The following is a 23334-nucleotide window of genomic DNA, read 5'->3' as shown; positions in this document are numbered from 1 at the left end:
CATTGCTCTTATGGGGTTAGGAACGTCTGGCGCGGTGCTATGTCAGCCAACGCTTTACTATAGAAAGGGTGCGATGTCGGTACAAGATGAATCTGGGCCGCTATCGCAGGGCGTTTGGAGTAAGCTGGCGCTTACATCGCTTGCATACCGTTTTTTGTTACTGTATTTTTGTAAAGAAACTGGAGTATATGCGTAAAATTATTCATGTCGATATGGATTACTTCTATGCCGCCATTTAAATGCGTGATAATCCGCGCCTGCGCTATATTCCTCTGGCGATTGGCGGCAGTACGGATCGACGGGGCGTGATCAGCACCGCCAACTATCCCGCCCGCCGCTACAGCGTGTACAGCGCCATGGCGGCGGCCACCGCGTTCGTTTGTGCCCTCAGCTTAAGCTCCTGCCGGGGCGTATGGAGGTGTACAAAGCCACCTCGCGCCTGATTCGCGATATCTTTTCCCGTTACACCACGCTGACAGAACCCCTTTCGCTGGATGAAGCCTATCTGGATGTGACAGACAGCCCACAGTGTAACGGATCTGCGACGCTGATTGCTCAGGAAATTCGCCAGACGATCGCCAATGAGTTACAGCTCACTGCATCCGCGGGCGTGGCTCCCATCAAGTTTCTTGCCAAGGTGGCATCGGAACAGAATAAACCTAACGACCAGTTCGTGATTACGCCAAACAACATGGAAGCCTTTCTGCTGGCGTTGCCGCTGGAAAAAATCCCCGGCGTGGGTAAGGTGACGGCAAAACGGCTGGAAGAGAAAGGCTTGCACACTTGCGCGGATGTGAAGCAGTACGATTTGGCCGAATTGTTGCGCCAGTTTGGAAAATTTGGCCGTGTGTTATGGGAACGCTGCCATGGCATTGACGAGCGCGCGGTTTCTCCCGATCGTTTGCGTAAATCCGTGGGCGTGGAAAAGACGCTGGCTGCCGACATCCACCATTGGCATGAGTGTGAGGGGCTGGTGGAACAGCTCTATCAGGAACTGGAATTGTGCCTGCGGCGTGTGAAGCCGGATCTGCATATCGCCCGTCAGGGCGTGAAGCTGAAGTTTGATGATTTTTGCCAGACTACGCAGGAACAAGTGTGGCCCGAACTGAATAAGCAGGATCTGCTGCGTCTGGCACGGCAAACCTGGGAAGAACGGCGTCAAACGCGAGGCGTCAGGCTGGTCGGGCTGCACGTTACATTGCTCGATCCCCAAATGGAACGCCAACTGCTGCTGAATTTGGAGTGATGGGGCGTGAAGTAACAAACGCGCCGGCAGCAGTGAATGCCCCGGCGCGCTTGATTACGCTTTTTCTGGGATTGCCGCCAGCAGCGCTGTCAGCAGTTGCCAGTAACGGCCTACGCTTGCGATATGGACCTGCTCATCGGGCGAATGTGGGCCAGTGATAGTGGGCCCAATGGAGACCATGTCCATGTTCGGGTAGGGCTTTTTAAACAACCCGCACTCAAGCCCGGCGTGGATGACCATGATGTTCGGAGTGGTGTCGAACAGCTTTTGGTAGGTTTCACGCACCAACTGCATAACCGGTGAATGGGCATCCGGTTTCCAGCCCGGGTAGCCGCCTTTCGGCGCGGTGTGAGCGCTCGCTAACTGACCCAACTCAGTCAACGTACCGACCACGGCATCTTTACCGCTGTCAATCAGCGAACGGATCAAGCAGACGATTTCTGCCTGTTCTGTGTTCATGGTGACTACGCCCAGATTGAGCGAGGTTTCCACCACGCCTTTGACTTCATCACTCATACGAATGACGCCATTCGGGGTGGAATTCAGCAATGCCAGCAGGAAATCGCGGGATTCGGCGGTGAACGGCAGGGCATCGCTGGTGGTTTCTTCCAGCACCAGCGTCAGGTTTTTCTCCACGGCGGCCAGTTCGTGTTTCAGCGTCGCCAGATATTGCTCTGCCAGCGTTTTCAGCGTGGCGATGTTGCCAGCCGGAACGGCCAGCGTGGCGAAGGCCTCACGAGGAATGGCGTTACGCAGGGTGCCGCCATTCAAATCCAGCACGCGAATATCCGTTTTAGCGGCGTTCTGGAACAGAAAACGTGCCAGCAGCTTATTGGCGTTACCCAGCCCCAAATGAATATCGCAGCCGCCTTTTAGCCCTTTCAACGTCAGTTTGAACGTGGAGAGACCTGCGGGCAGCGCTTCACGCGTCAGCGGCAGACGGGTGATAAAATCGATCCTGCCCGCGCAGCCCATGTACACTTCACCTTCTTCTTCTGAATCGGTATTGATCAGAATTTCGCCCTGTAACCAGTTGGGCTGCAAGCCAAAAGCGCCATCCATACCGGATTCTTCCGTCATGGTCAGCAGCACTTCCAGCGGGCCATGTTTCACGCGATCGTCTGCCAGCACCGCCAGTGCAGAGGCCATCCCGATACCGTTATCCGCCCCCAACGTGGTGCCGCGCGCTTTGATCCAGTCGCCATCCACATAAGGTTGGATAGGGTCAGTGGTAAAATCGTGTACGGTGTCATTGTTTTTCTGCGGCACCATATCGAGGTGCGCCCGCAATACCACCGGTTTACGGTTTTCCAGCCCCGGCGTCGCGGTTTTACGCAGCAGGATATTACCGACTGCATCGCGCTCGGCGTAAATATTACGCCCTTTGGCCCAGGCTAAAATGTGCTGTGCCAACGCCTCTTCATGGTAAGAAGGATGGGGAATGGAACAAATGGTGGCAAAAATATCCCACAATGGCTGGGGAGCAAGTTGAGACAGTTCAGACACGATTAGCGTCTCCTCGTTAGCAGACCAGTCTGCGCATCAGGTGCGTAAGGACTGCAAGTTAAACGTTTTGGGGTGTGCCGCCGCAATCGGCACGTCAGTGACAGAATATCACTTTCCTTATCTATTGATGCATCTTCAATTTGTATTACCGATTGTCATGGTATTTTATTCTTTTAAAAAATAATAATTAAGAATATTGCATCGATTGTCTGGGCTAAGTAACCGGTATGGCCGTTATTTTCCGCTTTGTGCTAGGGTGTCTTGACCCGGCAGTCAGAGGGAAAAAGCAAGAGGTATACAGCGATTACGCGGATAAATACTGGTTTTTATGCTGGCGGCTATCTATAATCTCGCGCAACCTTTTTCCCCCTCAGACTCGAATTAAGCCAATTTAACGTTGGTCAGGATAGATTTTTATGAGCGAAAAGTACGTCGTAACCTGGGATATGTTGCAAATTCATGCCCGTAAACTGGCGCAGCGTTTGCTGCCAGCCGAACAATGGAAAGGCATTATTGCCGTTAGCCGTGGCGGGTTGGTTCCCGGTGCACTGTTGGCGCGTGAATTAGGCATCCGTCATGTGGATACGGTGTGTATCTCCAGCTATGACCACGACAACCAGCGTGAGCTGACTGTCCTGAAACGTGCCGAGGGAGACGGTGAAGGGTTTATCGTGATCGACGATCTGGTGGATACCGGGGGAACGGCGAAAGCGATTCGCGATATGTATCCGAAGGCGCATTTTATCACTATTTTCGCCAAGCCAGCCGGACGCCCATTGGTTGATGACTACGTGGTTGATATCCCGCAAGATACCTGGATTGAGCAGCCGTGGGACATGGGCGTGGTGTTTGTCCCGCCTTTGGCTGGACGGTAATCGCCTTCCGACGGGCAATTTTTTTAAAGGCTCCAAGAAGCCTGTGCAGCATTTTATTCCGTTGCGCATCTGTAGTGCGCTTTCGTGTTGTCAATCATGCCGTATCTAGGAGACTGCCGTGGTTCAGGCCAATCTCTCTGAGACACTGTTCAAACCCTCGTTCAAACATCAAGAAACGTCGACGTTGGTCAGATGCGCCCGACACCATGGGGACGTTGAACGCCATTCCGCGCTGGAAGGGCGGTATTCAAGACACTGGTATCGCACGCTTAATCGCCTGATGTGGATCTGGCGCAGTGTCGATCCGCGTGAAATCGAAGAAGTGCTGGCGCGGATTACGGTCAGCACAGCGCAACGCAGCAATGAACATATGCTGGACACTGTCGTGGGCTACCGCAGCGGCAACTGGATCTACGAGTGGGCCAAGCAGGGTGCCGCCTGGCAAACCAAAGCGATGGAAAGCGAAGAGACCCAGCACGATGGCCACTATTGGTTGAATGCCGCCAATCTCTACAGCATTGCCGCTTATCCCTATATCAACGCTTATCCCTATATCAAAGGGGATGAACTGGCCGAACAGGCACAAACGCTGGCTAACCGCGCCTATGAAGAGGCGGTGAACTACCTGCCGTATCAGTTGAAAGCGCTGGATTTTCCTATTGAGGGCGGCGGCAGCCTGCGCGGCTTTTTGCACTTACCCGAGCAGGGGGACGGCGCCTTTCCCGACCGTGCTGATGTGCGGCACGTTGGACATGCTGCAAAGCGACTATTATCGCTTGTTCCGTGACTATCTGGCACCGGCAGGCATGGCAATGCTGACTATTGACGTGCCATCGGTTGGTTTTTCGTCGCGTTGGAAGTTAAGTGAAGACAGCAGTTTCCTGCACCGGCAGGTGTTGCGCGCGCTGCCTGATATTCACTGGGTCGATCGTTGTCGCGTTGGCGCGTTCGGTTTTCGTTTCGGTGCCAATATCGCGGTGCGACTGGCTTATCTGGAGCCGGCCCGTTTGCGCGGTGTCGCTACCCTTGGCCCCATTGTGCACCATTTGCTGTACGACACTAAGCGCCAACAGCAGGTGCCGGATATGTATATGGACGTGCTGGCGAGTCGCCTTGGCATGGCGAATGCCACCGATGCCGCGCTGAAAACAGAACTGGGCCTCTACTCGCTAAAAGCGCAGGGGCTGCTGGGTCACCGTTGCCCGACGCCGATGCTGGCAGGCTATTGGGATAACGATTTGCTGTGCCCGAAAGAAGAGGCGAGTCTGATCGTCAACTCTTCCACCAACGGCAAACTGTTGCCCATCAAAGCTGCGCCGATTTACCGCAATTTCCATCAGGCATTGGGTCATATCAGCGATTGGCTAAGGGGCGCTCTGAACACTTAAACGTCTGCCTCACAAAGAAGGAATAACCTGAGGCGTAGCGGTTTAATTTCTTGTTGCCATCTGCTAAAAGAGAAGCTTCAACCTGAGGAGTAAACCGATGACATTACCGAGTGGACATCCGAAAGCCTGGCTCATGAAAAGTTTTGCCTCATTGGGGCCCTATCTACGCGGGAATCAGTGCGACAATGCGCGTTTTTTCTTTGATTGCCTGGCGGTATGCGTTAGTGTGAAACCTGTGCCGGAAAAACGGGAATTCTGGGGATGGTGGCTCCAGTTGGAAGCCCAGGAACAGACGCTCGTTTATTCCTACCATACTGGCTTGTACGATAAAACGGGCCGTTGGCAAGAAGAGAAAATTAAGGATACCGAAGTGCTGACGAAAGTGCAGGAGACGCAGCAGCAGTTTCATACGCGTCTGGAAAAGTTATTACATTCTCTGGAACCCGCCTTGATGCTCACCGAGCGACCGTGAAGCCTCTCTTTTGAGTCTGCGCCGCGTTACCGTTTGCGGGCGCGGGGCAGATGGCAGATTCGCGTAATCTCTGTTGCCATTATGAACGTGCTCTGTGGCAACGTTTTCACCATTTCGTCTTTTGACCAACATTAACGGCAGATTAATCATGAGTGGCAGCCAGACTTTGGTTGTGAAATTGGGCACCAGCGTGTTGACCGGCGGATCGCGTCGCTTGAACCGTGCCCATATTGTTGAATTGGTTCGCCAGTGTGCGTAGCAGCACGCGGCGGGACACCGTATTGTGATTGTGACCTCTGGGGCGATTGCCGCTGGGCGCGAGCATTTGGGCTATCCGGAATTGCCTACCACCATCGCCACCAAACAGCTGTTGGCAGCGGTGGGGCAGAGCCGTTTGATTCAACTGTGGGAACAACTGTTTTCCATTTACGGCATCCATATTGGCCAAATGTTGCTGACGCGCGCGGACCTGGAAGACAGAGAACGCTTTCTCAACGCCCGCGACACGCTGCGTGCATTGCTGGATAACCGCATCGTTCCGGTGATTAATGAGAACGATGCGGTAGCCACCGCGGAAATCAAGGTTGGCGATAACGACAACCTGTCGGTGCTGAGTACGGCGCAGAAGAATCAGGCGCTTAACGTGATTGCTGACCTGCTGGAAGCGGAAAGCGCAGAGATTCTGGCTGCGAACGCGCTGGATCTGGCGGATGCACGGCAAAACGGCATGAGCGCCGCGTTACAGGACAGGTTGCTGCTTACGCCGCAGCGCCTGAGCGCTATCGCTGACGATGTGCGTCAGGTGTGTAGCCTGAATGACCTCGTTGGCGAAGTGATCGATGGCCGCCTGCTGGGTAATGGGCTGAAACTGGAACGCCGCCGCGTGCCGTTGGGCGTGGTGGGCGTTATCTATGAAGCGCGCCCGAATGTGACGGTGGACGTAGCCAGCCTGTGCCTGAAAACCGGCAACGCGGTCATTCTGCGCGGCGGCAAAGAGACCTATCGCACCAATGCGGCCACGGTGAGCGTGATTCAACGCGCACTGGCGCGGAGTGGATTGCCCGCCGCAGCGGTGCAAGCGATTGAAAGCCCGGACAGAGAACTGGTCAATCAACTGCTTAAACTGGATCGTTACGTGGATATGCTGATCCCACGCGGTGGTGCCGGGTTGCATAAACTGTGCCGCGAACAATCCACCATCCCGGTGATCACGGGCAGCATTGGCGTGTGCCATATCTTTGCCGATGAAAGCATTGATTTCGCCAAAGCGCTGACCGTTATCGAAAGCGCCAAGGTGCAGCGCCCAAGTGCGTGCAACAGCCTGGAAACGCTGCTGATTCACCGCGCCATTGCCGCGCAGTTCCTGCCTGCGCTGAGCGAGAAAATGGCACAGGCGGGCGTGACGCTGCATGCCAGCCCTGAAGCCTTGGCAACATTGCAAAGCGGACCCGCCAAGGTGGTTGCTGTGGAAGCCAAGGATTACGATGACGAATGGCTCTCCAACGACCTCAATGTGGCACTGGTGGACGATATGGATGCGGCCATTGCCCATATTCGTGAACACGGCACGCAGCATTTCGATGCCATTTTGACGCGCTCCATCAGCAATGCGGAACGCCTTGTGCGTGAGGTGGATTCCTCGGCGGTGTACGTCAATGCCAGCACCCGCTTTACCGATGGCGGACAGTTTGGTTTGGGTGCCGAAGTGGCGGTGAGCACGCAGAAACTGCACGCGCGCGGCCCGATGGGGCTGGAAGCCTTGACCACCTACAAGTGGATTGGTTACGGCGAAGATTTAATCCGCGCCTGACAGCAGCCTTAAGCCTGAAAGTTATAGGATTCTCCGTTATTAGCAGTGAAAATAATGAGAGAATCCTGTTATTCTTCAGGTCGTTTACAAAACCAGCAAACGGACGGCAAAGCTATTGACTTGCTGCGGTGATTTCACTACTTTGTCACCCCGTAGTCCATCGTCAGTGCTCACTGACGAGTCTCAGGGCCGATATAGCTCAGTTGGTAGAGCAGCGCATTCGTAATGCGAAGGTCGTAGGTTAGACTCCTGTTATCACAATAAAATCAATAAGTTAATAAATTTCTTCTGCAAAATATTCTTGTCCTCATTCTCACGTGCTTACTGGTGTGCTTACTGGTGTGCTTATGTGGCTCGGTTTTCGCTGGTTATCATAACGCTACCCCGTAAAACATTACTCAGACTGACTACCGCTTTGATCACTCTATGTGCATTAATTACTCAGAAGATGGTGAAAACTAAACGAAATACTTTATGGCATACCTGGCTAATTTAATGCTTACTAAATTTTGAAAAAAGATAATTAAGAATGGCATTTCCCGAATAAAAAAGGCCTTTTCAAAACGCCAGTGAAAATACTTTTCTTCGCGCCATATCGAAAAAGGTAAAACATTAATCCTATGATTGATAAGCCTAATATCTGATATGCTGAACTTAGCGCTGTTTCTATTCGATACTTAGTTATGGGGTTAAGCATGGAAGATAAAGGAAAGGTTTTTCGTCGGCTACACGAGCTTGATGATATTTTCGTTATTCCTAACCCCTGGGATATGGGTACTGCCCGGATACTCGAAACCATGGGGTTCAAAGCGCTTGCGACAACCAGCGCTGGGCTTGCTTTTTCATTAGGGGTTCATGAAGGGACTGTTCCGTGGGAACAGACTATTCAGCATTGCCAGTCTATCGTTAATGCCACATCTTTGCCGGTATCCGCAGATCTTGAAAAAGGGATAGGGGATGACCCGGAAAGTGCCGCACAGACGGTTAATATCGCAGCGGGCATCGGTTTGGCGGGATGTTCTCTGGAAGATCATACAGGCATAGCCAGCAACCCTATTTATGATTTTAATTTGGCCGTAGAAAGAATTGAAGCCGCGGCCAAAGCACGAGATGCGCCGGCACATGATTTTGTCATAACGGCCCGCGCCGAAAATTTCATGTGGGGAATCACTGATCTGGATGAAACGATCCTGAGATTACAGGCTTTTGAAAAAGCCGGGGCTGATGTTCTTTATGCGCCGGGTCTCAGAGATATCGTGATGATTAAAACGGTGTGTCAGGCACTGACAAAGCCCGTCAATGTTGTGATGGGATTACCCGGAAATATATATAGCATTTCTGAATTGGCCGATGCAGGGGTAAAGCGTATTAGTGTTGGTGCATCAATGGCGCGGTTTGCCTATGGAATGTTTATACAAGCGGCGCAAGAGATCATGTCGACGGGGACGTTTAATTATTCAAAAGAAGCTATTGGGTTTACGGAACTGGCGTCGTATTTCGAGAGGAAATAATCCAGGCGTATTGCCAGCCAAGGTACTATAACGCTATAGTCTCCGCGCTGTCGCAAAATCGGCAGCCGGGCGTAGGAACCCGAGTTACTTCAAGGCGACGTCAGACGCACCATGCGTCTTTTTTACGTCGTAGCCTTAGCGCACCCGCATTTTTTTGCGATCGGTTTTATGCCGTTACTGCATCAAAATTATGGTGGCTCAGGCGGGGCAGCCCTTGGGCTGGCCGGTTTCCTTGAAGTCCGGTATTCCTACCCCCGTCTGGGCTACCACCCTTGGGCGTAGGAACTCAGGTGGTAGCGATAACCGCTACTTCAAGGATACTACCCCATGGCTACCACCCCGGTATCATCACCTCCGCTATTCACTTTCCTGCTTCTGTCCGTGCACCGCGCAGATTTCTGTGCCTTATCGCTGCGAGGTGTTGGTTATGTTTGATACCACGCACCTCACCCTGGAAGAAATGGTCGATCAGTGCCGCGCTCTGACGCACGCCGTGATTGAGCTGGATAATGCAATGGCAAAGGAAGTGCTGTTGTTCTTGCTGGCGGAAAGGCTGGAAGTGCTCTCTGCCGCACTGGAGGGGCCTGACACGCTTGGTGAGCCAAGCGAATGTGACGACGCCGATAGCAAACTGCATTAAGGAGAACGCATGGCGCGCTTTACCGCCACACTGGCTGTATGGCGTGCCTGCGGAATGGCTTATTCTGTGATAAAAGATGGGCTATAAACCACATGAGCAAGTGAAATGGTGGGGGTTACGCCGCTTCCAGCGGTGCTTTGCTGATAATCAGACGGCGGTGCCGATGTACGTCTTTGTCACCGCCCCACGCATACTCCAGCCAGCGATTTTCCAAATCATCCAGACTTTCAATACGATGTTTAGGCAAATCTTCGCCCTCTGTACCATCGGCAACATAAAGTTGATAGTTACTATGAAAGGCCCAGTCCAGCATGGTTAGCCAGAAACGTTGCCCGTCGCCGGTTTGCTCGCTATCTGAAACGACAATATTTGATGTATCCAGTACGTGCCGGAAAAACAATTGAGGAAAACCAGACACCACTGCCTTATAAATCAGTGAGGGCGTGCGCCAGACCATCCCTTGGGTAATTGCCGTATGCGGGTGAGTGATCTCGCTATGGGTGATCAGCTTTACCGCATAGGCGGTGTAAGGCTTCTCATTTTCTGTAGTTACTATCCGGTATTGTTCTTCAGTTCGGGATTTGACCAATCTGAATCCGGGCGGTAACAGGAAGCCTTCAAGTTGGTAATCTTCTACACCGCGCGCCAAAAATTGCGCCGTATGCTCTGCATTTTTGGAATATAGACCTAATTTCCGGCTAAAATTAGCGGAGTCAATGTTTAATGGTGGCACTTTCTCGAACGCTCTCATCTTACGCCTCCCGAACAGGCTGTGTTCAGTACAATAGCATGTACGAGGCATGCGCTCAATTGCTCACTATTTCACCATCGGTTATTACAGAGCGGCTCGCTTAGCGATTCTCTTCAATGTAGCGCGCCAAATCCGCCGGGGTTTTCAGCACGGTCGCGACTTCGGTTGGGGGAATCATGCAGCCGTATACGTCCTGCACTTCCAGCACCAGATCCACCGCCAGAATAGAGTCGAGAATATCGGACTCAATCAGCTCATCATTAAAGCCCACTTTGCGGGATAAGACCTTTTCAAACAGGGCGAGAATTTCTTGTTCCATCATTTTTTCCTGGTGTAATTAGTTAGTGCGGGCATGAGAGTCCAGCAACTTACGATCAATTTTGCCGTTAGGGTTAAGCGGCAATGCGTCTTTAATAATAATTTGCGAAGGCACCATGTAATGGGGGATCACCTTCGACAGCGAAGTTTTAATCGCTTCTGGGGCTAAGTGCGTCACGCAGAATGCGGCAATACGCAAAACGCCACCGCCTGATTTCATCAGCGGCAGAACAACCGCTTCGCTGATATCGGACATCGCCAGCAGGCGATTTTCGATCTCGTTGATTTCAATGCGGTAGCCATTGAGTTTGATCTGGCTGTCATTGCGGCCCTGGCAGTAAAGCAGCCCATCTACGTTCTCGTAACCGAGATCGTCGGTTCTGTAGCCGCGGAACGCTTCGCTTTCCCGGTGCAGCAATTTCTCGGCATTCTCTTTCGCAAGCCCGAGGTAGCCACGCATCACGTTTTTGCCACAAATAATCAGCTCACCGTCAGAGGTAATTTCCATTCTGGAATCCGGCATCATCACGCCAATCGGCAGCAGATCGTTTTCGCTGTGCAGGATGTCATCGGTAATTTCGATAACCGTGGTCGCGATGGTTGCTTCCGTTGGGCCGTAAGAGTTGAGGATTTTGGCGTGCGGGAAACGGCGGCGCAGTTGTTTTACCAGCGCTTTGTTTAACACTTCGCCGATGAACACAAAGACGCTGAGCTCGGGCAAATAGTCACTGCTAAACTGCGGCGATATCCTCTTTCGCATTCAGGACGATATGCCCTCCGGTGGCCAGATTTGCCAGCAGTGGAATCAGCGAGAGATCGAAGCTGAACACCGCATGGTTCATCAGCACCGGCACCTCAGGCAGCGCAAAATCCTGACGCACCCACTTCATGAAATGCCACAGGCTTTCACGCCCGATTTGCACACCTTTGGGCTTTCCAGTACTGCCGGAGGTGAACATGATATAGGCGAGATCCTGCTCAACGAGTGCCTGCTCGGTCACGCCCGTTGCAACGAACTGCCGGGTCGCCACGTCATAATAGTAGGGGGCGCTCGCCAGTTGGCAAATCTCTTTGAGCCGCTCCTGCGGGTAGATGCAGTCCACCGGGATATACGGAATGTTATGCAGCAGGCAGCTATAGATAGCGGCAGCGAACTCAGCTTGTTGATGTCCGTATAGCACAATCGGCGGGCCCGCAGACTGCTGGCAGTGGTGATAGCGCTTCGCCCAGTCGGTGACAGCTACAGAGAGCTGTTGCCAGGTCAGGGCTTCATCGCTGCCGCTAATCGCCGGTTGCTGTGGGTTCGCGGGGTCGAGTAATGCCGCACGCAGAAAATCTTGCAGTTCCAGAAGCTCGCTGTGTTGGTTCATAGAGGTGACATTCCGCTAAAGATAATAGAGGGAGGCCGCGGCGCTTGCTAGCGTCAAAATTCGACCTGTAAACTCACTAACCGGATGATCTAACCAATTGCTCAGGCACCGGGCTGCGTTTCGCCGACCATAGCAGCATATTGTGAGCAACAGAAATGGCGCCAAACAATGCACCGCTGATGACATAGTGTCGTTCCAGCCCGTTCCACGCCCCCATACAAAACAGGGTGCAGAAAATACCCATATTCTGCGCCAGCGTTTTGTTCTGAAGGAAAAAGTCGAGCTTCATCAAATTCATATAAATCGGCATAAAGACCACATCCCTCAGCCATTCAGACAGGCTGATGTGGAAGCGCCGCCAGAAATCCTGCGGGTTCTTTGCCAGAAAAGGCATATTGAAGTTTGCCGGGATATTCAGGCCAAATAAGCGTCCGGCCCCGATAGCCATATTGCTGTAGCCGGCAAAGTCAAAGTAGAGATAGGCGCTGCAGGCCAGAGACATTACCACGCCCACGCTTAACGTAAACGGCTGATGGCTCCACGGCTGAACAACCAGATTATCAATTAGCGTGGCTAATAGGTATTTCTGAATAATGCCGGTAAAAATTTGCTCCATGGCCAGTAAAAACTGTTCACGGGTAAGCGTGAAGACCGGTTTGTTAATGTCAGTAATCCATGTGCGCCAGCGATACATAGGGCCAGCCAGGATAATAAACGGCATAAACAGGTAGCAGAAATAATGCAGAAAACGTTGGCCATCTTTTTTACTGCGATAAAGCAGCACGTCAACGGCACGGAAGGTCATGAACGACAAGCCAATCATGTTCCAGTGGTTGTTAAGATCTAATTTCACCAAAAACATGGGAAGTAGCGTCAGACTGACGGCCTGCCAGGTTTTTAACCAGCCTTTTTCTTTTAATGTGACAAGGATATAAAACCCAAGAAAAACCGCCACGGGAACAAGGTAATCCCCCTGGAAAATATACGCCCAGCCAAATGCCGCCAGCACGGAAAAAGCAGACAAATAGGTCAGCCGATAATGCAATACGCGGTTAACCAGCGCAAACAGTAGAGCTGATGAAAACAGAAGGAAAAAAAACGTTCCGGAGCTGTACATCATTTACCCTTCAGAATTTTTGGTATTCGAAATGCACTTTCAAATCCATGCTGTCATCAACAGAGGTCCACGCAACAATGGTGACCGCCAGAAAGAAATAAAGGAAAAAAAGCGAATGGCAGTTTTCATCGTTTAAAACTCTCAGCAATAAAGCGGTCTATGGCAACCCACGTCAGTTCAGTAGGATGCAGACGATCCCAGTTCCAGCCGTTCTGATAAGGCTGGGCATACATATCAAAGTAGGGAACCCGATGTTGCTCCAGCATCGTTCGGATCTGCTGATCCACTAACTGGAATTTCTCTGAGTTTTTAACGGCCCACGGATTAATCGGGTCAACCACCACCACAAACTGGGCGTTGCGCGCTTTCAGCAGTTTGACGGTTGCCCGCAATGCTTCCAGTTGCGAGGGAATCGCTGGCGCGTTGTCCCACTCATCCGGCGTGTTATCGTCGGCAAAAATCGACTTATCCATCCACATAGTGTCTGCGCTTTGCTGGCGCGATTTGTTGAGCTCGCGCGCGTGGGCTAAAGCCATATCCCAATCCGGATTGACGATGTTGACGGGTTGTTCCGGCCAGGGTTTTGCGGGTTGTGGGGTAATGTTCAGGCATTGCCAGCCACTCGTTTTTTACCATCTCTCAGAAATTAGCAAAGAGATAACTCACTTCTTGCCAGATAATTTCTGGGTACCAGCTATAGATTTCCATTTGGCTGAAGGTTAAGTGGCTGATATCTTCTTTATCGATATTACGTAAGTATTTGACCAGCAAGGGGCGCGCCAACATATTTTTCATCAAGGGATTAAAAATAGATGAGGGGAAATTGTTGGCGAAAATTGCCGGAGGAATACCTTCAGAATAAAATGTATCGGGTGCTAACAGCAGAACAATCTTGCTGTTTGCGTTAATGTCATTTTTAAAACGTGAGAGCAGTAAAAAATGCGTGATGTTATCAACGTAACTATCACCGTAAGCCACTAAAGGACGATGTAATTGATTGTTGAAGTAATTATAAACTGCGTAATGTTCATCTTCGGAAGTAGAAACCTCAGACGCTCCAATAAAGAAAATCGCATTTCCCTGTAAAGCATGAGAAATAGTGGCAATGTTTTGCTTGCGTTCCTTTGGCGTTCCTTCCATTGATTTAATCAGTGGCTGGAATGTGAGTTCCGGATCAAAGGCCCTCACCAGCGGGGGTACGCTAAGGAACAGGACAGCCAGGATCGCCATCAGGATATGTAGGCAGAGAGTATTTTTGATTTTCATTATAAAAGTTATAATTACATGATATTCATTTGTTTAGAGTTTGTTGATTTATATCTTTACAGGGCATTGCTCCTGTGTTTTTTGCATTATATACTAGGCTTATCGGCGATGATGAGCGTTGCTGTGTAACGGTATGTATAGTGTTTGGCCTGCCCACATAATCTGATTAAGCAGCACAAATAATTTGCCTTCAAAGGTGTCGCTTGCTGGCCAATCCGTGGGATCAACCCGTTGTGATGAGTGAAATCCACCTTCTGTCAGTAATTGCAGATACGCTTCGTCTTGCCATGCTGTCATCTGGCTGCCGAATTGCGTTACTGTGCCATTTTCTTCTATCGTCCAAAAATGTGTGGGGCTGGTTTGCGCCTCTTGATCCCACAGATGCTCTGTTAACAGTAAATGAGGAAGAGCAAGAAACAGCCCCTGCGCGCATCGCTGCCAGCTCGGTGCAGCCGCCAGACCCTGGCGTTTTTTACCTCTTCGAAGGTATGCACTTCGATAAGCAGTTTCCCGCCGGGTATCAGCCACTGCGCACTGCTATTAACGAGTTTGCGAGCGTCGGCTGCTCTGAAAACATTCAGTTCGCCAAAGGTCATCATGATGAAATCGAACCGGGCTATGGGTGAGTACTCCCTCACGTCCTGCTGTAGATAGTCAATGTTCAACCCTGCTACCTGTGCTTGCTGACGTGCGTAGGCGATGGATGCTGGTGAAAAATCTACTCCTGTACAGTCAAAGCCTCGTTGTGCCAGTCGGTGGGTATAGAAACCTGGGCCGCAGCCGAGGTCGAGAATCCGTGCGCCCATCGGGAGTTGGCGGGCAATCCATACCACTTGTTGTTCGATGACGGTGAGCCTGCAGCTGGCCCAGTCGCGCTGCTGTGACAGATGATTTTCAAGCATGCGCTGGCTAAAGGCCGGGTCGTTCCAGGGGATTTTGCTTTCGTCGGAGGACAGTTTCATGATGCGGAAACCGTTAATCATCTCGCTGATGTTCATGGGTTCACCTCGTTCCCCCTCCGAAGAGGGGGGATTGTTTTATTTACGGATATAGCCAGTCATTTTGGTGAAGTTAAACCAGTGCCCAGCTTCTGCTGCCATCATGTCGCGATCGCGAATGGCGTAGGGGTGTGAGCAAGCCAGCCATTCTTACCAGGCCTGCTCGCAACAGGCGCTCTCAGTGCACCCATCTATCTGCAAATACGCGCTTTGCTGCCAGAGTTGCCGCCACCAGTCGACGGTAAAGAAGTTCATGCCGGACTGCCAAAATTGGGCCAGTTCAGGAGGAACACCGTGATCGAAAGGTCTTTTTAAACCCGGAATGACGATAGTGACGCGGCCACCGGGTTTGATCCACGGCGCAAGGTGGCTGTCGAAAAAGGCTGAGCTGGCACCAAAGTAGTGGTATGCATCAATATTAAGCAGCGCGTCGAAATGGTTTTCAGGAAACGGTTTTAAAGCGGGAAGGTCGGCAACATCCATATGTAATGGGGTTATCAGGTTGGACAATCCGTGTTCATTGAAGCGGCATGCGTTATCTTCGGAGGCAATCCATAAATCTATTGCGACCACTTCAACACCACATTGGCTTGCCAGATAGAGGGACGTCAGGCCGGTACCGCAGGCTCAATCGAGCACTCTCATACCGGGTTTTAATGCCAGAAATGCGCTGACTTCTTCTGCAAGCAGTAGGGCGCTTGGCCCCATCAAATTGGCATTAATAAACTCAGGTGAAAACACAGTGTTCATGATTCTCTCCTTAGCGATTGTCTGATTGGGCGCGGACGTTTTTCAGCCCGGCGGTGTTAATGCGATACGGCTGACCATTAACAGTTTTTTGAAGACGGCGAGCGTGCAGTCACTCAGTAGCAAGCCTTCGCGGCTGTAGCATTCGACGGAGGTGACGCGACCGGAAGTGTCGCGAACGTGCGCAATACGTCCTCCTTTGGCGAGAACGTGCAGCGTTCGTTGTTCCTGACGGGATAAATTCATACTGGAAACCTGTTAATCATCATGTGCAAAACGTGCAAACACCTTGCGGTGCTCGCATTCGATTTCAGCGCATTGATAACTAGCCCGGCCTGAATAAGGTCGGCAAACCGATTATCGGATGATTACATTCTCCAGCATCAAAGCCTCGGTGAGAGTAGATAGGAAATTACAGCGTAAAGGATAGCACGCACGCTTTGTAAGGGAATAAACAAGTCTGAAAAGTGTGATTTGAAAAGGAAATATCGACCCTTTTCCCGTTGTCAGCGAAAAGGCACTAGGCGTTTGGCACTGCAGATTCTGTGGTTGAGTCATATTGCTCAGGCACGAAAAAGCCTGGCGTGCTGACAAATGTTCTGGCAATCGCATAAAATGACGAAGATTCTATTAAGGGAATAGTATGAATATTCGTCATTCAGCACGCGCATTACTTATTGATAACGATAATAACGTCTTGCTTTTTAAGTTCAGCTTTAAAAATATCAAAGACAATATTAATGCCAGTATCAATGAGTTTTGGCTCACTCCCGGTGGGGGATTGGAAGGGAATGAAACGTTCGAGCAGGCGCTTAGCAGAGAGCTGATGGAAGAAACGGGCTTAATCATAAAAGAGACGCCGGAATGGGTGTGGTCAAGAGAGGTGGTTTTTGAGCGTAACGGCAGTCAATTTATCAGCCATGAACGCTATTACCTGGTTTATGTTAGCGGTTGTGATACCTGTGAGCCGAACCTGAGTGATAATGAAAAAAGTAACCTGTTGCAAAAACGCTGGTGGAGCATAGAAGAGATGCTGGCCTCAGAAGAAGCGTTTCGGCCTGTTTGTATGGCTCAGGAGTTAAACCGCATTATGTTGAACGGTATTCCTCCGTCACCCAAGGTTATCCCTTGAGATTGATATTTTTTTGTAATTACCGTTCTCGACGGTGTCGTTATAGAGTAAGCGTTTCTGGGTAAACAGCACGTGGGTGATAATGAAAATCGGTGTTGCACAACTGGCGTCTGTCGCTGGGAATATTAATGAGAATGTGAAAAAGCACCGACATATGATACTGGCGGCTGCACGGTATTGTGCCGATATCATTGTCTTTCCTGAACTCTCTCTCTGGCTACGAGCCCACATTAGCAAAAGCTCTGTCATTAACACCCGAGGCATTCGCATACGATACTTTTCAATCGCTGAGTGATGAGCACCATCTGTCTATTGCCGTCGGTTATCCGGTAAAACAGTATGATGGAGTAACCATCAGTATGGTTATTTTCCAGCCGAAGAAAGACCTGTCATTTTATTCAAAGCAATTACTTCATCCCGATGAGTTGCCCTTCTTTGTGCCCAGAAAAGAGCAAACAACGATCAGTATTGATGGGAAGTTGCTGGTACCTGCCATCTGCTATGAGTCCTTACAGCCGGAGCATGCGCGGGAGGCCGCGGCGTTGGGGGCTGATGTTTATGTTGCGAGTGTCGCAAAATCAGCCAATGGCGTTATCCGTGCTAATGCGCATTACCCCGCTATGGCAAAAGCGCATGGCATGTTTGTGTTGATGGCAAACTGTGTGGGCAAGGCCGATAATTTTATTGGTGCAGGGCAATCGGCAGTGTGGAATCAAGAGGGTAAACTTCTCCTGCAAGCCAATGCTACGCAGGAGGCGTTGCTGATATTGGATACTGCAACGGGAGACGTGAATATGCTGGATGGCGCGTTTTTATCGCCATAGCGACTATCTGAATGTCTGCACCGGCTCACTTCAATAGCTGCCATTTTCGCGCCTGATTCACTGCTTGAATGCGGCCATTTACCTGAATTTTTTCATATAGTTGCTTCAAGTGCCATTTCACGGTTTCCGCCGAAATTCCCAGTGCGCGGGCGATCTCCTTGTTTGAAAAGCCATCAGCGATCAGTTGCAACGTCTGGTGTTCCCGTTCGGTTAATCGTGATACCACAGGCGAGGTGTTTTCAGGCTGAGAGGGGGCAAGCGTGGTCCATAATGCTGCTATTGCACGGTTGAACGCATCATCGAACGTCTGCTGTTGGTGCAAATGGCTCAATAGCGATAGCAGTTCCGGGCCTGCATCTAGCAGGCTGCGATGCAGACCTTGTTTCACCGCGCACAGAATCGCCGGTTTACACATGGCTATCGCTTGTTCTGTTTCACCGGTGCGCCATAGAACGACCGACAACAACAGTCTTGAACGCGTGGCTGCAAGCCATTCGCCACATCGCTCTTGCTCGAGAATGACGGCGTGAAGCACCTCTGCTGCCATCAACAGATCGCCTGACGCAATCAGTAATCGAGCCCGACTCTGTTCGGTATACCAGCGCAGGGCGTCATTTTTTTCTACGGCCATTTCGTCGGTCAGACGCTGTAGCTGACTAAGCAACTGCGCCGCATCTGCGTTATCCCCAGACTGGAGCAGGAAAGTGATGCGCTGTGCCAAAAGGGCAACCCGTGCGTGCCGACATCCTCGCTGGAGAGTCAGGCTTTCAGCGTGCAACAACAGCGCGTTAGCGTCTTCCTCCCGAGCATTTAACTGAGCCTGTTGTGCCAGCACGATATAGCAGCGGCTGAAGCCATCAGGGGGCAGAAGTCGTCAATCATTTGCAGGTGCAGCGTCAGCAGTGCATTGATGCGTGCTACATCCCCTTGCTCCCAGGCTATTTCTGCCAGAAGGGGGGACAGTGTGGCACTGCTGCTGGAGTGGGGACCGGTTAGCTGTTCGGCACGTTGCAGTGCCTGTGAGGCTTGACGCTCCGTTTCCCGAAGATTGCCCTGCCGCAGGAGCCCTTGCGCGATGACATACGCGCGATAAACCTCAACGAAGAGATTGCGGTTCGCCGTTTTGGTGTTGGGTATCAGGGCTTGTACATCCAACGCTTGCTGCGGGCGTGCGTTTGCCAGATGGCAATAGCTGAGAATATTGCACACCAGACCATCCACCCAGATATCCCCGCAGGGAACCTCCCGCAGCAGGGGTTCAACCAGCGTCATGCTGTAGGCAATGTTTTCCGCGAAGGCTTCGCAGATGGCACGTACAACGCGTAATCTTACCCAGGTGGTGTGGTCCAACGCTTCTGGATGGTTAGCCACAAACGTTTCGATGGCATCAAGCAGTTGGCGGGCATCGTTAAACTGAAAATGGTGCGATAAGGCCCATGCCAGCTTGATTTGCAACGCGATACGTGAAGATTCCACATTTGCAGGTAAGTAGCGGATCCAGCGCACCAGCGTATCAATGTCTCCCTCCTCAGCCAGCGATTGCTCGCCCGCTTCGGCATGGGGGTACCCGGTTTCCCCGCCGCCAGCGCGTGGCGTATGGCTTCCGCCCAGAGCTGTTGCGCTGCAAACCAGTTACCGGCTCGCTCATGTAACCGGTGGATATCATTACCCATGCGATGTTGCAGACGGCTCTGTAGCGCATCGCGCATCAACGGATGGTAACGAAACTAGAATCCGCCTTCATCCAGGGTGGAAAGAAACAGGTTATGTTGCGCTATCCAGGTGAGCATCACCTCGCCATTGCGGTATCCGGTGACGGCATCGCACAGGTCAGGATGGAGACGATTAAGCATCGAGGTTTGTAGTAGAAAATCCAGCACCTCTGGCGGGAGGGGCGCAAAAATCACTTCCTCCATATACCGGCTCATCGACCGCGAATTGGCATTCAGATATCCCAACCCGTGGTGATGGTGTGTGTTGTCACCCATAGAGAATGCAGCCATTTTCATGCCTGCAATCCAGCCTTCGGTAAGGGCGATCGCCTGCTGTATATCTTTCTATTTTAGCATCGTATTGGCTGACTGCGCAAAGTAACTGCTGGCTTCGTCGAGGCTGAAACGCAGTTCATCGTGTTAGATCTCAACCAGTTGGTCTTGCACGTGAAGTCGGCCAAGCTCCACGGGAAGTTGGCTGCGGCTGCCAATAATCAAGTGAAGGGATGCCGGCGCATGGTTAAGAAGATAATTCAGCCCATCGTGAATATCTGGGTGACTGATGCTCTGGTAGTCGTCAAGGATGAGGTAGAGTGGGTGTGGGCAACCGTGTGATTGATTGACCAATTCAGCCACAAACAACGAAAAATCGACGGGGAAATCGCCCTGGAAATAGCGTTGAAACGCCATACTTCACCCATGATACAGCGGCCGCAGCGCCTCCAGCAGATAGCGTGTAAACATCAGCGGCGTATTGTCATCGTCTTCAAGGCTGAGCTAAGCCAGCGCATCCCCCTGCCGCTGTCGATGCTGATACCACTGGGTCAACAGCGTTGTTTTGCCAAACCCCGCAGTGGCACAGACCAACGTTAGGCTGCTGGATACTGCACTATCAAGGCGTTGCAGCAAACGATCGCGCTGTAATAAGGCTCCCGGAGATCGTGGTGGAGTGAATTTGGTGAGAATGAGCGGTAGCTTGCGTGTGAAGCGAAAAGGTTCTTCGTTAACAAATGTTGCAGATGATGCCTGCATCGGGGGCAAAAATGCCATACTGCCGCTACCTCATTATATCGTCAGTGACCTGAGTGTACCGAAGGACAACCGGTAGAACCACGTTTACTGATTGATAACCGGGTTTCTCTTCCATTTTTATCTCTCTCTGCCCCCCAACAGGGGGGGGGTAGGCCATACTTATGCGTGCCTATAAAGTAAATCATCTTGTGCATTGTTAATCACGACGAGGTGAATACAGAGTATGGCTATCGAAAATAAAGTCGCGTTAGTAACCGGTGCTGGGCAGGGTATCGGACGAGGTATTGCACTGCGTCTGGCTAAAGATGGCGTATCAGTGATGTTGGTGGATGTTAATTCTACGGGTATTGAGGCCGTAGCAGCGGAGGTGGCGGCGTTAGGGCGTAAGGCTGCGACTTTTGTCGCTGATATTTCCGCTCGTGCTCAGGTGTATGCGGCTATCGATCAGGCTGAACGCCAACTGGGTGGATTCGATATTATCGTCAACAATGCAGGCATTGCTCAGGTGCAGCCATTGTCCGATGTGACGCCGGAAGAAGTCGATCGCATTATGCGCATCAACGTTCAGGGAACGCTGTGGGGGATTCAGGCAGCGGCGAAAGAATTCATTGAACGCAAACAGAAAGGCAAAATCATCAATGCATGTTCGATTGCGGGGCACGATGGTTTTGCGATGTTAGGCATCTATTCTGCCATAAAATTCGCCGTGCATGCGCTGACCCAGGCTGCTGCAAAAGAATATGCCAGCCGCGGCATTACGGTAAACGCGTATTGCCCAGGGATTGTCGGGACGGGAATGTGGACAGAAATCGATAAGCGTTTCTCAGAAATCACCGGTACTCCTGTCGGCGAAACCTACAAAAAATATGTTGAAGGTATTGCGCTGGGTCGTGCTGAGACGCCGGATGACGTGGCCAGTCTGGTCTCCTGTCTGGCAGGGCCAGATTCAGACTATGTCACCGGCCAGGCAATTCTGATTGATGGTGGTATTGTTTACCGCTAAGTCCTGTAACCCGAGTCGCTGTGTGCTCAATGCGGCTCGGGAAATTTCCTTCCTGTTTGCATTCTCTGAATTCACAAACACTCGCTTTTTACTGATTGGCACTTATGATGATGCTTTTGCGGCTTATGCAAACGGCCAGTAATACGCGTTGTCTTCGGCGCATGTCTATCGGTGAAAGGGAAGGTGTTGAATATGGAGACAAATCATCAGTATCTGGTGGAATGGCTGCCAGGCTTTTTTCAACAATGGCCAGAAAACGCATTAACGTTCAACGAGCCGATAAGCACTGAAAAAATAGACATCGATGTTGGCCAACTCATGGTCTTTTTTAGTCGCTTAGCAACACCGCTTCAGACGGTGCAGCATCGCGTATTGTCTTTTGATCCTTGGGATATCGCGGGGTTAAAGCGCAAAGAAGTGCGTAATTCAGCCGTTCTTGCCTGGTTGCTGAATCCGCAAGGGTCACATGGTTTTGGTGCTGTTCCTTTATATACCTTGCTGGCATCAATACGCACATCAGAGAATAAGGCTTTTCCTGCTGAGTTTACGCGCTTTTGCCGCGTGCGGGTTGAATCCAATCCGAATGGTGACAGTAAAAATCGGGTTGATATTGAGATTGACGCCGATAATTTCTTTGTTTTAATTGAAGTGAAGATAGATGCTTTTGAGCAGGAAGAGCAAATCGAGCGTTACTGTCTGGATGCTGAAAAACGTGCGACGAAAAAACGCCGTTGGGGCGTTGTGTTTTTAACGCCACAGGGTAAACAACCCAAGAGCATTGGTGCGGATAACCCACACTGTATTTCTTGCCTGTCGTGGAGCGACCTTGCGACACGTTTTGAAGAATCCATGCGGGCGGATTACCGCAAAACAGGTTCTCTGTATGATGGGTCATCCATGAGACAAATGGCTGCTCATTCTGCTTTTTGTTTTCTTGAACGCATGCGCAAATTTTAATCAAAGGGAAGATCAATGAAATCATCTAATAAGGAAGAACGATTGGCTGGAACCCTCATTTTGTCGCAATTCAAGATGTTTAATGAGGCTGTTGTTGTTTTCGAAAAGCAAATAGAACCTGCCTTTTGGAAGGGATTTGACCAATGTATTCATCGTTTCATAAAGGACAATGGCTGGGAAGGGGAAGTCGGTTTTGTGCAAAAGGGATATTGCTGGCTTGCACCTAAAGCATGGAAATTAGAAGACGATGATTGGAAATATTGGTTTGAAACGCATACTGCCGGGGGCGATGGCGTTGATTATAGTTTGGAGACTATCGCTGGACTGGGGACCGAACAGGTCGAGTTCGGTTTTTGTTTCGAAATAAGAGCGCGCCATTTCGGTGGAACAAAAAAGCTGAGTGCCTATGTGAATGCCCTTGATACTAAGTGTCACCAGCAACTGATGGGTATGGATTTTTAAGATTTAACCAAAGGAAATTACTACTTGCCATTCACCGTGGATATCAATCTGGTGACCGAGTGTTGGCAAGAATATGGTGAATTTCCCGAAGATCATGAGGTGTTTTATCTTCTCTGCGCCGCTTTGGGAAAACTGAAAGAGGCCATTTTAATTTTTGATGAGATGTTTTCCGCCTCTATTGAACCTGGTGAATAATG

The 23334-nt window shown here is 50.9% G+C and carries 20 protein-coding genes, 1 tRNA gene and 10 pseudogenes; 16 read left to right on the top strand and 15 right to left on the bottom strand.

Annotated elements, in window-relative coordinates; genetic code table 11:
- Nucleotides 1-239 precede the first annotated feature (239 nt).
- Nucleotides 240-1246: pseudogene (dinB, locus tag ACMZI0_RS04045) on the top strand (DNA polymerase IV).
- Nucleotides 1247-1300: 54 nt separating this feature from the next.
- On the opposite strand, the gene pepD reads toward dinB, so the two are convergent.
- Complete coding sequence (gene pepD / locus ACMZI0_RS04040; protein ID WP_415672032.1) at nucleotides 1301-2752, bottom strand: beta-Ala-His dipeptidase; 1452 nt, start codon at nucleotides 2750-2752, stop codon at nucleotides 1301-1303.
- A 416-nt stretch (nucleotides 2753-3168) separates the two neighbouring features.
- Between pepD and gpt the strand changes: the two genes are divergently transcribed.
- The 8 genes and pseudogenes from gpt to ACMZI0_RS04000 all read left to right on the top strand — a co-directional run bounded on the left by gpt (nucleotide 3169) and on the right by ACMZI0_RS04000 (nucleotide 9448).
- Nucleotides 3169-3627, top strand: coding sequence for a xanthine phosphoribosyltransferase (gene gpt, locus ACMZI0_RS04035; RefSeq protein ID WP_195313987.1), 459 nt, complete (start codon nucleotides 3169-3171; stop codon nucleotides 3625-3627).
- 118 nt (nucleotides 3628-3745) lie between these two features.
- Nucleotides 3746-5015: pseudogene (gene frsA, locus ACMZI0_RS04030) on the top strand (esterase FrsA).
- Between the two features lie 97 nt (nucleotides 5016-5112).
- The gene (gene crl / locus ACMZI0_RS04025; protein WP_415672031.1) at nucleotides 5113-5487 is read left to right on the top strand and encodes a sigma factor-binding protein Crl; all 375 of its coding nucleotides are present in this window, start codon (nucleotides 5113-5115) and stop codon (nucleotides 5485-5487) included.
- A 283-nt stretch (nucleotides 5488-5770) separates the two neighbouring features.
- A complete protein-coding gene (gene proA / locus ACMZI0_RS04020) occupies nucleotides 5771-7297 on the top strand; it encodes a glutamate-5-semialdehyde dehydrogenase (protein WP_415672030.1) in 1527 nt (508 codons plus the stop codon).
- A 191-nt stretch (nucleotides 7298-7488) separates the two neighbouring features.
- A tRNA-Thr gene (locus ACMZI0_RS04015) sits at nucleotides 7489-7555 on the top strand.
- A gap of 437 nt (nucleotides 7556-7992) precedes the next feature.
- The gene (locus ACMZI0_RS04010; RefSeq protein ID WP_415672029.1) at nucleotides 7993-8808 is read left to right on the top strand and encodes an isocitrate lyase/PEP mutase family protein; all 816 of its coding nucleotides are present in this window, start codon (nucleotides 7993-7995) and stop codon (nucleotides 8806-8808) included.
- 94 nt (nucleotides 8809-8902) lie between these two features.
- Nucleotides 8903-9082 (top strand): annotated as a pseudogene (locus tag ACMZI0_RS04005) (ash family protein); the annotation flags it as partial.
- Between the two features lie 153 nt (nucleotides 9083-9235).
- Nucleotides 9236-9448: a hypothetical protein gene (locus tag ACMZI0_RS04000; RefSeq protein WP_415672028.1), complete on the top strand. Its 213-nt coding sequence runs from the start codon at nucleotides 9236-9238 to the stop codon at nucleotides 9446-9448.
- 115 nt (nucleotides 9449-9563) lie between these two features.
- Here ACMZI0_RS04000 and ACMZI0_RS03995 read toward each other — a convergent pair whose 3' ends face one another.
- The 9 genes and pseudogenes from ACMZI0_RS03995 to ACMZI0_RS03955 all read right to left on the bottom strand — a co-directional run.
- A complete protein-coding gene (locus ACMZI0_RS03995; protein ID WP_415672027.1) occupies nucleotides 9564-10199 on the bottom strand; it encodes a hypothetical protein in 636 nt (211 codons plus the stop codon).
- Nucleotides 10200-10299: 100 nt separating this feature from the next.
- Entirely contained in the window at nucleotides 10300-10518 is a 219-nt protein-coding gene (locus tag ACMZI0_RS03990) for an acyl carrier protein (protein WP_008454337.1), read from the bottom strand.
- Nucleotides 10519-10536: 18 nt separating this feature from the next.
- A pseudogene (locus tag ACMZI0_RS03985) lies at nucleotides 10537-11887 on the bottom strand (AMP-binding protein).
- Nucleotides 11884-13004: pseudogene (locus ACMZI0_RS03980) on the bottom strand (membrane-bound O-acyltransferase). Before ACMZI0_RS03980 ends, ACMZI0_RS03985 begins: the two co-directional pseudogenes overlap by 4 nt.
- 125 nt (nucleotides 13005-13129) lie before the next feature.
- Nucleotides 13130-14270, bottom strand: a pseudogene (locus tag ACMZI0_RS03975) (D-alanyl-lipoteichoic acid biosynthesis protein DltD).
- A gap of 168 nt (nucleotides 14271-14438) precedes the next feature.
- Nucleotides 14439-15268, bottom strand: a pseudogene (locus ACMZI0_RS03970) (class I SAM-dependent methyltransferase); the annotation flags it as partial.
- Nucleotides 15269-15418: 150 nt separating this feature from the next.
- A pseudogene (locus ACMZI0_RS03965) lies at nucleotides 15419-15883 on the bottom strand (SAM-dependent methyltransferase); the annotation flags it as partial.
- A gap of 12 nt (nucleotides 15884-15895) precedes the next feature.
- Nucleotides 15896-16018 carry a hypothetical protein gene (locus tag ACMZI0_RS03960; protein WP_415672026.1) on the bottom strand — a complete coding sequence of 41 codons (123 nt, stop codon included), beginning with the start codon at nucleotides 16016-16018 and terminating at the stop codon, nucleotides 15896-15898.
- Nucleotides 16019-16091: 73 nt separating this feature from the next.
- Nucleotides 16092-16261 (bottom strand): annotated as a pseudogene (locus ACMZI0_RS03955) (YjhX family toxin); the annotation flags it as partial.
- 397 nt (nucleotides 16262-16658) lie between these two features.
- Here ACMZI0_RS03955 and ACMZI0_RS03950 point away from each other — a divergent pair.
- The 3 genes and pseudogenes from ACMZI0_RS03950 (at nucleotide 16659) to ACMZI0_RS03940 (ending at nucleotide 17971) form a co-directional block, all read left to right on the top strand.
- Nucleotides 16659-17147: an NUDIX hydrolase gene (locus tag ACMZI0_RS03950; protein ID WP_415672025.1), complete on the top strand. Its 489-nt coding sequence runs from the start codon at nucleotides 16659-16661 to the stop codon at nucleotides 17145-17147.
- A gap of 82 nt (nucleotides 17148-17229) precedes the next feature.
- Nucleotides 17230-17322 (top strand): annotated as a pseudogene (locus ACMZI0_RS03945) (hypothetical protein); the annotation flags it as partial.
- 4 nt (nucleotides 17323-17326) lie between these two features.
- Complete coding sequence (locus ACMZI0_RS03940; RefSeq protein WP_415672024.1) at nucleotides 17327-17971, top strand: carbon-nitrogen hydrolase family protein; 645 nt, start codon at nucleotides 17327-17329, stop codon at nucleotides 17969-17971.
- Nucleotides 17972-17996: 25 nt separating this feature from the next.
- Here ACMZI0_RS03940 and ACMZI0_RS03935 read toward each other — a convergent pair whose 3' ends face one another.
- The 5 genes from ACMZI0_RS03935 to ACMZI0_RS03915 all read right to left on the bottom strand — a co-directional run bounded on the left by ACMZI0_RS03935 (nucleotide 17997) and on the right by ACMZI0_RS03915 (nucleotide 20733).
- Entirely contained in the window at nucleotides 17997-18806 is an 810-nt protein-coding gene (locus tag ACMZI0_RS03935; RefSeq protein ID WP_415672023.1) for a LuxR C-terminal-related transcriptional regulator, read from the bottom strand.
- Nucleotides 18782-19477 carry a hypothetical protein gene (locus ACMZI0_RS03930; protein ID WP_415672022.1) on the bottom strand — a complete coding sequence of 232 codons (696 nt, stop codon included), beginning with the start codon at nucleotides 19475-19477 and terminating at the stop codon, nucleotides 18782-18784. The genes ACMZI0_RS03935 and ACMZI0_RS03930 overlap by 25 nt, the downstream gene beginning before the upstream one ends.
- A 221-nt stretch (nucleotides 19478-19698) precedes the next feature.
- Nucleotides 19699-19974 carry a hypothetical protein gene (locus ACMZI0_RS03925; RefSeq protein WP_415672021.1) on the bottom strand — a complete coding sequence of 92 codons (276 nt, stop codon included), beginning with the start codon at nucleotides 19972-19974 and terminating at the stop codon, nucleotides 19699-19701.
- Nucleotides 19975-20103: 129 nt separating this feature from the next.
- On the bottom strand, nucleotides 20104-20373 hold the full coding sequence (locus ACMZI0_RS03920; protein ID WP_415672020.1) for a hypothetical protein: 270 nt from the start codon (nucleotides 20371-20373) through the stop codon (nucleotides 20104-20106).
- Nucleotides 20374-20460: 87 nt separating this feature from the next.
- Entirely contained in the window at nucleotides 20461-20733 is a 273-nt protein-coding gene (locus ACMZI0_RS03915; RefSeq protein WP_415672019.1) for a hypothetical protein, read from the bottom strand.
- Between the two features lie 205 nt (nucleotides 20734-20938).
- On the opposite strand from ACMZI0_RS03915, the gene ACMZI0_RS03910 reads away from it, so the two are divergent.
- The 4 genes from ACMZI0_RS03910 to ACMZI0_RS03895 all read left to right on the top strand — a co-directional run bounded on the left by ACMZI0_RS03910 (nucleotide 20939) and on the right by ACMZI0_RS03895 (nucleotide 23332).
- Nucleotides 20939-21718 carry an acetoin reductase gene (locus ACMZI0_RS03910; protein WP_415672018.1) on the top strand — a complete coding sequence of 260 codons (780 nt, stop codon included), beginning with the start codon at nucleotides 20939-20941 and terminating at the stop codon, nucleotides 21716-21718.
- A gap of 192 nt (nucleotides 21719-21910) precedes the next feature.
- Nucleotides 21911-22675, top strand: coding sequence for a PD-(D/E)XK nuclease family protein (locus ACMZI0_RS03905; protein WP_415672017.1), 765 nt, complete (start codon nucleotides 21911-21913; stop codon nucleotides 22673-22675).
- Nucleotides 22676-22690: 15 nt separating this feature from the next.
- On the top strand, nucleotides 22691-23137 hold the full coding sequence (locus tag ACMZI0_RS03900) for a hypothetical protein (protein WP_415672016.1): 447 nt from the start codon (nucleotides 22691-22693) through the stop codon (nucleotides 23135-23137).
- Between the two features lie 24 nt (nucleotides 23138-23161).
- Nucleotides 23162-23332 carry a hypothetical protein gene (locus ACMZI0_RS03895; RefSeq protein WP_415672015.1) on the top strand — a complete coding sequence of 57 codons (171 nt, stop codon included), beginning with the start codon at nucleotides 23162-23164 and terminating at the stop codon, nucleotides 23330-23332.
- Nucleotides 23333-23334: the final 2 nt, after the last annotated feature.

Origin of the sequence: Symbiopectobacterium sp. (assembly GCF_047692315.1) — a bacterium.
Classification (GTDB): Bacteria; Pseudomonadota; Gammaproteobacteria; order Enterobacterales; family Enterobacteriaceae; genus Symbiopectobacterium.
Note: the sequence above shows the minus strand (reverse complement) of the source record. Positions and strands in the feature narration are given on the sequence as shown.